General features: G+C 62.7%; 10 protein-coding genes. 5 read left to right on the plus strand and 5 right to left on the minus strand.

Translation table 11 applies throughout. The features are described from left to right. Positions 1 to 2: 2 nt before the first annotated feature. The 3 genes from AB6M95_RS12155 to aprB all read right to left on the minus strand — a co-directional run bounded on the left by AB6M95_RS12155 (position 3) and on the right by aprB (position 3965). Complete coding sequence (locus AB6M95_RS12155) at positions 3 to 1283, minus strand: CoB--CoM heterodisulfide reductase iron-sulfur subunit A family protein (protein WP_371387048.1); 1281 nt, start codon at positions 1281 to 1283, stop codon at positions 3 to 5. A gap of 118 nt (positions 1284 to 1401) precedes the next feature. After that, a complete protein-coding gene (aprA, locus tag AB6M95_RS12160) occupies positions 1402 to 3399 on the minus strand; it encodes an adenylyl-sulfate reductase subunit alpha (RefSeq protein ID WP_371387024.1) in 1998 nt (665 codons plus the stop codon). Positions 3400 to 3464: 65 nt separating this feature from the next. Continuing rightward, the gene (gene aprB / locus AB6M95_RS12165) at positions 3465 to 3965 is read right to left on the minus strand and encodes an adenylyl-sulfate reductase subunit beta (protein WP_371387025.1); all 501 of its coding nucleotides are present in this window, start codon (positions 3963 to 3965) and stop codon (positions 3465 to 3467) included. 611 nt (positions 3966 to 4576) lie between these two features. Between aprB and sat the strand changes: the two genes are divergently transcribed. Together sat and AB6M95_RS12175 are read left to right on the plus strand one after the other, a co-directional pair. After that, positions 4577 to 5863, plus strand: coding sequence for a sulfate adenylyltransferase (gene sat, locus AB6M95_RS12170; protein WP_371387026.1), 1287 nt, complete (start codon positions 4577 to 4579; stop codon positions 5861 to 5863). A gap of 103 nt (positions 5864 to 5966) precedes the next feature. Beyond that, the gene (locus tag AB6M95_RS12175; protein WP_371387027.1) at positions 5967 to 6632 is read left to right on the plus strand and encodes a hypothetical protein; all 666 of its coding nucleotides are present in this window, start codon (positions 5967 to 5969) and stop codon (positions 6630 to 6632) included. A gap of 71 nt (positions 6633 to 6703) precedes the next feature. Here AB6M95_RS12175 and AB6M95_RS12180 read toward each other — a convergent pair whose 3' ends face one another. Continuing rightward, the gene (locus AB6M95_RS12180) at positions 6704 to 7426 is read right to left on the minus strand and encodes a DUF1295 domain-containing protein (RefSeq protein WP_371387028.1); all 723 of its coding nucleotides are present in this window, start codon (positions 7424 to 7426) and stop codon (positions 6704 to 6706) included. 146 nt (positions 7427 to 7572) lie between these two features. On the opposite strand from AB6M95_RS12180, the gene AB6M95_RS12185 reads away from it, so the two are divergent. Then, positions 7573 to 8427 carry a DMT family transporter gene (locus AB6M95_RS12185; RefSeq protein WP_371387029.1) on the plus strand — a complete coding sequence of 285 codons (855 nt, stop codon included), beginning with the start codon at positions 7573 to 7575 and terminating at the stop codon, positions 8425 to 8427. A gap of 117 nt (positions 8428 to 8544) precedes the next feature. Here AB6M95_RS12185 and AB6M95_RS12190 read toward each other — a convergent pair whose 3' ends face one another. Next, positions 8545 to 8982, minus strand: a complete 438-nt coding sequence (locus tag AB6M95_RS12190) for a YMGG-like glycine zipper-containing protein (protein ID WP_371387030.1) — start codon at positions 8980 to 8982, stop codon at positions 8545 to 8547. Positions 8983 to 9220: 238 nt separating this feature from the next. Between AB6M95_RS12190 and AB6M95_RS12195 the strand changes: the two genes are divergently transcribed. Further along, the gene (locus tag AB6M95_RS12195) at positions 9221 to 11083 is read left to right on the plus strand and encodes a chorismate mutase (RefSeq protein WP_371387031.1); all 1863 of its coding nucleotides are present in this window, start codon (positions 9221 to 9223) and stop codon (positions 11081 to 11083) included. Then, complete coding sequence (locus AB6M95_RS12200; RefSeq protein WP_371387032.1) at positions 11052 to 11357, plus strand: hypothetical protein; 306 nt, start codon at positions 11052 to 11054, stop codon at positions 11355 to 11357. The genes AB6M95_RS12195 and AB6M95_RS12200 overlap by 32 nt, the downstream gene beginning before the upstream one ends. Positions 11358 to 11381: the final 24 nt, after the last annotated feature.

Consider the following 11381-nt stretch of genomic DNA (forward strand, 5'->3'; position numbering starts at 1 on the left):
GGTTACCTCCCTACCACGGTTTGAATCGCCTTCATCGCGGCGGCGGTGCCGGACTGGGCGGTCTTCATGACATCAAGAGGCTGCTTGGCGCAACCGGCGGCGATGATGCCCTCGCCGTCTATGACGAAACCGTCGGCATCGATGGCGCCCGCCGGGACCTGGAGGCCAGCGCAGCTGGGCTGCATGCCGGTGGCCAGCACGACCAGGTCGTACTTCTCGTCGGCCTTGATGCCGGTCAGGGCATTTTCCACGGTGACGATCGGATTGCCAGCGGCGTCCTCGACGATGGCGGCCACCTTGCCCTTGACCAGGTTGAGCTTGTCGTCAGCCTCGGTGATGGACTTGAACTTGTCGTAGCGGCCGGGAGTGCGCAGGTCGATGTAGTAGATCGTCGCTGCCGCGTCGGAACGCTCCCGGACATAGCGGACATGCTTCAGCGAAGCCATGCAGCAGATGTACGAACAGTAGTTCAGGTGGTTCTGGTCGCGGGACCCGGCGCACTGCACGAAGGCGATCTTCTTGGGCTCGGCGCCGTCGGAAGGCCTCTTGATCTTGCCGCCGGTGGGGCCGTTGGGCGAGCACATGCGCTCGAACTGCATGTTGGTGACCACGTTCTTCAGCTTGCCCCCGCCCAGGTTGGTCAGGTTGGCCACGTCGTAGGGCTTCCAGCCGGTGGCGACGACGATGGCGCCGACGGCCAGGTCCATGGTCTTGGGCGCGTCATCGGTGTCCACGGCGTCGTACGGGCAGGCGTTCTTGATGGCGGCCAGCTCGGTCTCGGACGCGTTTTCGGCGTCCACCACGTAGCGCATGGGGAACATGAAGGGATGGGTCTTGTACGCCAGGCCGCGGGTGCCGGTGCCGAAGTCGAACTCGGAAGTCACCTTGGTGGAGGTGGCCTTCTCGCACTCGCCGCAGGCGGTACACTTTTCGTTCACGTAGCGCGGACGCAGCGTGAGCTTCACGTCGTAGTTGCCGGCCGAGCCGGAAACCGACGTGACGTCGGCCATGGTGATGACCTTGACGTTGGGGTTGTTTTTGATGCGCTGGAACTGAATCTCCAGACCGCAGGAGGGGGGGCACAGCTTGGGGAAATACTGATTCAGCTGCGCAACCCGTCCACCGAGGTAGGGATTGGTTTCAACGATGTACACCTCGTAGCCGATTTCGGCGGCTTCGAGGGCGGCGGTGATTCCTGCGAATCCTCCGCCTACGACGAGAATACTGTTATTCGACATTCTCTTAACTCCTCCCGAATAAAGTTGAGGCTCAAGCCAAAAAATGGCCTAAACCCGGACCGGGAGCGGTTTTCCCGGCCCGGCTTCAGACCATTTCAGCCCCGGTAATTTGAAGAGAGCGCGGGTCCGGGGACCCGCGCTCTCGGGGGATCATTACCTAAGCTTAGGCGTCGGGGATGATCTTGACGTAGGGCTTCTTGAAGACGGTGGTCACGCCGGTGGCGGGATCAAACGTGGAGTTACAGAAGCACTTCCACTTGGAGTCATCCAGGCCCATGAAGTCGCCGCGGTAGTAGAAGCCCGGGTAACGGGATTCCTCGCGGAACTCGATGTGCTGCATGTGCAGACGGACGGTCCACAGGCGGTGGAACTGCTCCCAGCAGCGCATCAGCTCGTGCAGGTCACGGGCGGCGAGCTTCTTGGAGTCTTCTTCCATCATGCCGAGCAGCCAGAAACCGGTGTTCAGCAGAGCCTTGGAGGTCATGTACAGAGTGGCAACACCACCGCCGTATTCATCGGTGGCCTTGACCAGGCGCATCATGAAGTTGTGGGGGGTGATGTAGGCCGGGTTCACGACGGGATCGGTGGAACCGCCCTTGTTCTCCAGGTAGGTGTACATCGGCTGGTAGATTTCCTTGGCCAGGTCGGCAGCGTTTTCCTTCAGGGTCGGGGTGAAGTCCTTGTGGTCGACACACCAACGGACCAGCTGCTTGCCGACGATGCGGCCTTCAGCGTGGGAACCGGAGGAGAACTTGTGGCCGGAAGCGCCGACGCCGTCAGCGCAGGTGAACAGGCCGTTGACGGTGGTCATACGGTTGTAGACCTTGCCGTTGTCGGCTTTGACCTTGTAGGACTCGGGGACCCAAGGTTCGTCCGGACCGGAAACCCAGATGCCGCAGCAACCGGAGTGGGAACCCAGGAGGTAAGGCTCGGTGGGCATGATCTCGGAACCGCGATCCTCGGGAGCGCAGTTGGTGGCGGCCCACAGGTTGGCCTGGCCGACGCACATGTCGAGGAAGTCTTCCCAAGCCTCGGACTCGAGGTGCTTCCACTCGGGGCCGGTCAGGTTGCCGCCGACGGTGTTCAGCAGGGCGGTCTTGGTGTCCATGAAGATCGGGCCGCGGCCTTCACGCATTTCACGGAGCATCATGTGGTTACGCAGGCAGGTGGGGATGATGTGACCCTTGGCGTAGCCGCGATCCTCGTAAGGCTTCAGCATGGCGCGGTTGGTCTCGCAGTAGTCCTCACCCTTGTAGTTGGTGGCTTTGGCCTTGAAGAGCAGGAACCAGGCGCCGACCGGGCCGTAACCGTCCTTGAAGCGGGCGGGGACGAAGCGGTTTTCCATCATGGTCATTTCGGCGCCGACCTGAGCACACATGGTGTAGGTGGAACCGGCGTTCCAGACGGGGTACCAGGCGCGGCCCATACCCTCGCCAGTGGAGCGGGGACGGTACACGTTGACGGCACCACCACAAGCGACAACGGCGGCGTTGCACTTGTAGACGTAGACTTTGTTCTCACGGGTGGAGAAGCCGACGGCACCGGCGATGCGGTTGGGCTCGTTGGCGTCCAGGAGCATCTTGACGATGAACACGCGCTCGACGTAGCGGTCTTCGCCCAGGGCGTTCTTGGCGGCCTCGGCGACGATGCACTTGTAGGACTCACCGTTGATCATGATCTGCCAGCGGCCGGAGCGGACCGGGGCGTCACCCTTGCGGATGGCGTAGCCTTCGGCCTTGGCCTTGGCGCCGTCGAGGTTCTTGCCGTCTTTCTTGACCCAAACGGGGAGGCCCCATTCTTCGAAGAGGTGGACGGAATCATCAACGTGGCGGCCCAGGTCGAAGATCAGGTCTTCGCGGACGATGCCCATGAGGTCGGTGCGGACCATGCGGACGTAATCGTCCGGGTCGTTCTCACCGCAGTAGGTGTTGATGGCGGACAGGCCCTGGGCAACGGCGCCGGAGCGCTCCAGAGCGGCCTTGTCGCAGAGCATGATCTTCAGGGAAGGATCGACTTTGTCGGCCCAGCGGACGGCTTCGAAAGCGGCACCGCAGTTACCCATGCCGCCGCCGACCATGAGGATATCAACGGTCTGTTCGATGATTTCCGGCTCGGCGAGAGCAACACCCTTGGAAGCTTCTTTGATGGGAAGCAGAGGCATAATATTTCTCCTAGTATTTAACGTGATTCAAGTAGTCTAATCAGACAAGGATTCGCTAACCGGTACTAGACCAGGCTGGCGTAATCGTCCATCTTCCACTCTTTCTTCAGGTCGGCTTCGGTCACGGAAGCCGGCTCCATCGAAGTGGCCAGGGGAGCCTTCAGAGCGGTCTCGGTGAAGAGCAGCTCGGACTCCAGGTCGCCGGGTTCGGGCTTGCCGTCGAACGGCTTGATGGAACCTTCAGCAGTGGTGCGGATGGGGAACTTGAAGCGTTTCACGCTGCCATTACGGAATTTGATGGTCCACATGATGTCTTCAGCGGAACGCATCGGGATGGAGGTACCACCCATAGGGGCGAAGTCGGCGTACGGACGGGCTTCAATAGCGCCCTGGGGGCAAATTTTCACGCAGGAATAACATTCCCAGCAAGCGGACGGTTCCTGGTTGTAAGCCTTCATTTCGGCGGGATCCAGGATCATCAGATCGTTGGGGCAAATGTACATGCAAGCGGTCTTTTCGCCACCCTTGCAGCCGTCACATTTTTCCGGGTTAACAAAGGTCGGCATAACTTCTCCTCCTAAATAGGGTTTTATTATTCACAATAACCGACATCCTCTACCTTAACAAAAATCGGCACCCGTTTTAAAGCGGGCGGAATTTGGGATTAGCAAGACGAAACACCCTTGTCAACGTGAAAGTGAATTTTTGAACAAGCGTATATCGTTAACCGTGTCTCGGGTTTTGGGGCATCTGCCGGGAAAGGCCCGGAATACAGGCGTTCACACAGGACGCGAGGCGGCGTCAGCCAATAAAAAAACACCTGTTGAAACCTTTACCGTTTTTAGTTTAAACAGACAAAAGAATGCAAGCCTTTTTTCATTTTCTATGGTGTTATTACGGTGACAACTCAACTGGCTGAAAATACATATTAAAAATACCCCAAAAAAGGCCCCGTTCTCTAGACTTTTTCCGGAGAAGCTCTACCCGACCCCCGAGTGGGCGATCAGGCGTAAATTGTTGCAGGACGGGCGGAAAAAAGCGCTTGACACGACTTTCACAAACAGCCAATAAAGGCGGACCCTACAATTGGGAAATACTCATGGTCATCCAAGCGGCCGAGGCGGCTCACCATGAATCAAGGCAATGGAAACACTGACAAACTATTTAGGAGGCTTACATGTCTAACCTCGTAGCACCTCACGGTGGTAAAGGTCTCGTCTGCTGTCTGCTCGAAGGCGCTGAGCTCGACGCTGAAATCAAAAAGGCCGCTGGCCTGAAGACCCTCGACATTTCCGATCGCGCCAAGGGCGACCTGATCATGATGGGCATCGGCGGCTTCTCTCCGCTGAACGGCTTCATGAAGAAGGCCGACTGGGCCGGCGTCTGCGAAAAGTTTCTGATGGCCGATGGCACCTTCTGGCCCATCCCCATCACCCTCGACACCAATGACGAAGACGTCAAGGTCGGTGACGAGATCGCTCTGAAGGCCAAGGACGGCGTGGTCTACGCCACCATGAAGGTCGAAGAGAAATACGAGATGACCGAAGCCGACAAGAAGTGGGAATGCGAACTCGTCTACAAGGGCCAGGGCGAAGATTCCGCCGACGACAAGTTCTGGGCAGTCGCCATGGAAGATCATCCCGGCGTCCAGATGGTCATGGCTCAGGGCAAGTACAACCTGGCCGGCCCGGTCAAGGTTCTTTCCGAGGGCGACTACGCCAAGCGTTTCCCGGGCGTCTACCTGACCCCCAAGCAGATCCGTGCCGAGATGGAAAAGCGCGGCTGGTCCAACGTTGCCGCTCTGCAGCTGCGCAACCCCATGCACCGCTCCCACGAGTACCTGGCCAAGATCGCCGTTGAAGTCTGCGACGGCGTCGTGATCCACTCCCTGATCGGCAACCTGAAGCCGGGCGACATCCCGGGCGACGTCCGCATCGAGTGCATCCAGATCCTGATCGACAACTACTTCGTGCCCGAGAACGTCATCAACGCGGGTTACCCCCTCGACATGCGTTACGCCGGTCCCCGCGAAGGCCTGATCCACGCCACTTTCCGCCAGAACTACGGCATCAACAACATGCTCATCGGCCGTGACCACGCCGGTGTCGGCGACTTCTACGGCCTGTTCGAGGCCCAGGAGATCTTCAAGAAGATCCCCTACGCCACCGAAGCCTGCCCGGAACCCGGCAAGGCTCTGCTCTGCAAGAACATGAACATCGACTGGACCTTCTACTGCTACAAGTGCGACGGCATGGCCTCCATGCGCACCTGCCCGCACACCAAGGAAGACCGCGTCATTCTGTCCGGCACCAAGCTGCGCAAGGCCCTGTCCGAGGGTGCTGAGGTCGTCGACCACTTCGGTCGCGAAGAAGTCCTCACCCGCCTCCGCGCCTACTACGCCAGCCTGACCGAAAAGGTCGAGGTCAAGATGCAGAAGGCCGCTTCCGGTCAGGACATGAAATAAGTCCACCGGTCGGTTTTGCCGATTATACAAGGGGCCGGCTGATGCCGGCCCCTTTTTCTATGGCCGATGGCCATCCATTCAACCGATAAGGATTCTACGAGCCATGCTGTTTATCTATGGCATTCGGAGCAAGGAGCACCCTGCCCAGCCTATCCGCAACGTCTACTGCAAAGGGTGCGGCCACACGAACCACACGGCCCGGGCCCTGACCAGATACGCGCATTTGTTTTGGATCCCCTTCTTCATCACTTCCCGGCCGCTCCAGCTCGTCTGCGACAACTGCGGCAACATCACGGACAAGCGCACGCTGCCCGTGGAGGACCTGCGGCGCATCAGGCGGGCCTTCTTCAGCCTGTGGAACACCCTGCCATACTTCACGGGGCTCGCGTTGCTCCTGCTCACCGCCTCTTTCGCCTACCTCGGCAAACAGGAGACAAAACAACAAGAGTTGGCCATGCTCGAACGGCCCCAGGTCAACGACGTGTATGTGGCGGACTATGCGAAGCTGTTCACGGATGTCGACATGGAGGGCTACGACTACGGCGCGTTCAAGATAACGTCGCTGAGCGAGGACGGTGTGTCGTTCGCCATGGCCAAGGTGTCCTACAAAACAAAATACGCCGTGAAAAAGAAACTCCGAAAAGGGTTCTTCAAACCGGATGAGTACGTCAGCGACAACGAGATTCTGATTTCCCATGAAGACGTCAAGGGACTCTACAAATCCGGCATTTTCTCCAGCATTCACCGGCAAAAGGCCGCCGAACGTTAGGGCCATCCCGCGCCGCCGGGGCGGGCCGTCGCCGCTCCGGAAAGGCCCAACCGCACGGCGGCGGGTCCGCCTCAGTAGAGAAACGGGATGAACTTCCTGGTGGTCCGGGCGTATGCCGGGAAGTCGTCCGGGTAGCGTTCGGCGAGGTAGGCGTCCAGGGCCGGGATGTGGTAGCCGACGAACATGGCGGCCATCAGGGCCGGGAGGACCAGGGCCCAGGGGACGGCGGTCAGCAGGGCCCAGCCGGTGAACATGACCGTGTCGCCGAAGTAGTTGATGTGCATGGAGTATTTGAACAGACCGCCGGTGTAGCAATGTCCCCTGTTGGCCGGGTCCCGCTTCCACAGCTTGCGCTGGGTCTCGGAGGCCGTGTTCAGCCAGGAGCCGACCAGCAGCAGGGCCAGAGCGAACCAGTCCAGCGGGCGGAACAGGGGCGGCGTTTCGCGGAACAGGCCGCCGCCCGCAAGCAGCATGCCGACCTCGATCAGGCCGATGAACGCGAGCAGCCCGAAGACCTCGGGCCAGTCCACGCGCCGCGCCAGCAGATAGAAGAGCGTCACCGCGTGGCGCAGCCAGTACAGGGCCGCGCAGCCGACCAGCAGGGCCGCCCGGCTGCCGGCGGCAAAGGACCACGCCTGCCCGAACAGGCGGCCCGCACGCTCCAATCCCCCGAACGCCAGCCAGGCGCAGAAAAGGACAATGGCCAGATGCCCCAGGCAAAAGACCGCCCGCTGCGGCAGTGAGCGCCCATGGGCGCGGTCCACGCCGCCCTTGCCTCCCGAAGAATCCCCCATAGCGTCCCCTTTGTTTCTGGGCCGGCGCCCTCCGCGTCGGCCCTTGCCGGGCGAGTATGCCAGAAAACGGCCCGGATTGGGAGAATGATCACAAGCCCGTCTTCCCGCTTGCAAACGGGCTTTTTTTACCGCAGGAATAACTGGTTATGACGGAAAAGACCAAGGCCATACTGCTCATGGCGGCCACGGCGCTCATCTGGAGCTCCGGGGGGCTGGCCATCAAGCTGGTCCAGTGGAATCCCATGGCCATCACCGGGGTGCGCAGCGCACTGGCGGCCGCGACCCTGGCCGTGCTGTTCCGGGGGCGGCTCACCTTCCGCTTCAACCGGGTGCAGTGGGGCGCGGCCCTGGGCTACGCGGGGCTGCTGGTGACCAACGTGGCGGCCACCAAGCTGACCACTTCGGCCAACGCCATCCTGCTGGCCTACACCGCGCCGGTGTACGTGGCCCTGCTCGCGCCGTGGCTGCTCGGGGAGCCCACGCGCCGGTCGGACTGGGTGTTCATCGCCGTGACCGTGGGCGGCATGGCCCTGTTCTTCCTGGACCGCCTCTCGGCCACCGGCCTGTGGGGCAATATCATTGCCGTAGGCACTGGTATTTTCTACGCAATCTTCACCTTGTGCATGCGTTCACAAAAGGACGCCTCGCCCGTGGAATCGGTCGTCCTCGGGCATCTGCTGACCGCCCTGGCCGGGCTGCCCTTCGTGTTCGGGGCTCTGCCGTCCGGCGAGGGCTGGCTCGGGCTGCTCTACCTCGGCATCCTGCAACAGGGCGTGTCCCTGGCCCTCTACGTCTGGGCCATCAAACGGCTCGGCGCGCTCGAGGCGATCCTGATCATGATGCTCGAACCGATCTTCAACCCCGTGCTCGTGGCCGTGGGCTACGGCGAACTGCCCGGCGCGTGGGCCGTGGCCGGGGGCGTGACCGTCGTCGGGGCCGTCACCCTGCGCGGGGTGCTCGGCGCGCTCAGGCGGCAGGCCGCCTTATCCCCCGGTCGTTGAAGACGCCGTCCACGGGCTTTCCCGGCCCTGCGGCAGGGACGAAAGAAGGGAGCCCCGCCGTTTTCGGCAAGGCTCCCCGGTTGTCGGTCAACGGGCCGTCTGGCCGCACGGGAAGGGTTACTGCTTGAGGTGCCAGACGCCCTTGTCGTCCCGCCAGGCCTTGGCCATGATGGTGTCGCCGTCCTTCTGGTCCTTGATGTAGACGTCGCGGTAGACCTTGTTCTCGGACATGTAGGGAGGGCTCGGGGTGGCCGTGTAGCTGGCCCCGGTGTCGGGGTTGGTCCAGGACTGGGGCTGGTCGGACTTGCCGGTTTCCAGGGTCCTCTGGACCTGGGCCTCGTCATGCTTGTCCCACTCGTTGCCCACGATGTAGCCGAACAGCGTGCCCACGCCCGCGCCCACGGCCGCGCCGAGGAGCTTGTTCTTGAACGTCAGGGCGCCGATGGTCGCGCCCGCCAGGCCGCCGACAGTGGCGCCCTGCTGGGCCCTGCTGGCGCAGCCGTAACCCGCGGCCACGAAACAGGCCAGCAGTGCGGCTATCAGTACTTTCCTCATGGCTATTACCTCCATGGAATTAAAGTGCATTGCGAAAATGCGCCGGGCCCGGCCGGGGAACCGGGACCGGCTCATTCCAATGTGCCTCTTGCGGCCCGACTTGTCCAGTGTGGAAACCTTGCGCCCGCCCGGGCCGGGGTCCGCCGACCGGGTCTTGCATATCGTGCGCTTTCGGGCTAGAGAAGCCTTTCCCGTTTCGCACGGGAACCATATCATTCATAAGGAAGACGGAAAGACGATGATCAAGATCCGCAAAGACGACGGTCCCTTCGAGGACCAGCCCCGCGGGGACGCCGAACGGCGTGCTCCCGACAACACCCCGAGATACGACAACAACCGCCCGCAGCGCGACGAGAAACGCCCGCAGCGTGACGACAAGCGCCCGCAGCGCGACGGCGGCCGCCCGCAACGCGACGAGAAACGCGGCCCGCGCAAGTTCGACAAACGCGGCCCCAGGCGCGACGGCCGCGACTTCTTCGGCCGCAAGCCCGAGGCTCCGCCCATTGACGACGACGCGCCGTCCACGTCCGAGGTGGTCACCGGCCACCGCTACAACGACATCGCCGAGATCGACGACCAGATCCTGGGCCTGCTCGAAAAGCGCGCCTTCCTCATCCGCAAGGAAGGGGCCTGGCGCAAGTCCCGGCAGAAGTCCCTGGTGGACCCCCAGCTGGAAAAGCTGCTGCGCGCCGCCTTCGACCGCTCGGCGGGCCGCCTGGGGTTGGACGCCAAGCTGACCAAGCAGCTCTTCACCCTGCTCAACCAGTTCTCCCTGGCCGACGCCCGCAAGAAGTTCGAGGGCGAGGGCTACAAGCTCGCCCCGCGCGTGGAGCCGGTCTCGGCGGGCATCGCCGGTCCCCGCTCCTTCCGCTTCACCCGGATGATGCTGGCCATGGCCGCGTCCGCCGGCGCGCAGGTGACCCTCTCCCCGGTGACCATGAACGCCCCGAACAAGGACCTGGCCAAGGCGCTGAAGCAGGTCGGCGCGCCCATCCACTGGGACGACGACTTCATCCGCAACGACGGCGGCCGGACCCTGGAGTTCGAGGGCAACATGGCCTTTGTCGGCGAGGACAAATTCAATTTCTACATGCTGCTCTGCCTGGCTCTCGGCCACGCCGGGCGGTGCAAGTTCACGGGCAAGCCCTCCCTGCAGCTGCTCGACGCGGCCTCCCTGAACAAGGTGCTGCCCTCGCTGGGCGCGCGGATCGTGCCCATGAACCCGAACAACCCCGGCCTGCCCGTGCGCCTGGAGTGCGGCGGGGCCATGGACGAAGCCGTGACCCTGCCCGGCGGCATCGACCCGGACTTCGCGGCCGCCCTGGCCCTGGCCGCCTGGTCCTTCCCCGGCGGGCTGACCATCAAGGGACTGACCCCCGAGGCCCGGCGCCGGGTGGCCGAAGTCGTGACCGTGCTGCACGCCTGCGGCATCAAGGCCGAGCTCGACAAGGACTCGGTCAGCGTGTCCGACGGCGTCCCGGCCATCGAGGCGCAGCCGCAGCTGCCCCTGTCCGTGCCCCTGAACGCCATGCTCCTGGCCCTGCCCGTCCTGAGCGGCGGCCGGATCAACGTGGAAGGCGCCTGGCCGAGGAACGAGCAGGCCGACCGCGTGCTCGAACAGCTCCGGGCGCTCGGCCTGCGCATCGACGTGGCCACCGAGAACATTGTGGCCTCCATGGAGGGCGACCTGCCCGAAACGGCGGACATCCCGCTCGGCGCGTCCCCGGACCTCATGCCGCTCGGCCTGGCCCTGGCGCTCAAGGTGGGCGACGCCAGACTGTCCGGCGCGGACAACGACGTGGCCATCGAGCTGCTGGACCGCATGGGCGCGAGCTACGAGATCGACGGCGACGTCATCCATGTCAAGCCCGGCACCCCGCAGTGGGAAGGCACCTGGTTCAGCCCGGACCCGGTCTGGTCCATGGGCTGCGCCCTGGCCGCCTTCGCCGTGCCCGGCATCGTGCTCGAAAACCACGGCGAGGTGACCGCCACCTGGCCCGAATTCTGGAACTTCTACAACTCCCTGCCCACCGGCAAGATGAAACCCAAACCGGAACGCGAGATAAAGGATGACACGAGAAGACGAATCAAAATCCGGTGACAAACGGCTGAGCGACGACGTCCGCGTCCTTGAGGCGGAGGTGGCGCAGCTGAACCTGGAACTCGAAAAGACCAAGCAGGACGTCCGTCGGCTGCGGGACGAAGAGGACCCGGCCAACGGCGTGTACCTCCACAAGGAGATCTTCCAGGCCCAGCAGGACAAGCTGCGCCTGGACGTGGAGATCCAGTTCCGCACCAACAAGATCAACCGGATCAACCTCGGCATCGAGGAGCTGGAGCCTTCGGCAGGCGTCAAGAGCGGCTTCCTGTTCTGACCCCCGCGCCGATCGCACCTAATA

The organism is Pseudodesulfovibrio karagichevae, assembly GCF_041414475.1.
Classification (GTDB): Bacteria; Desulfobacterota; Desulfovibrionia; order Desulfovibrionales; family Desulfovibrionaceae; genus Pseudodesulfovibrio; species Pseudodesulfovibrio karagichevae.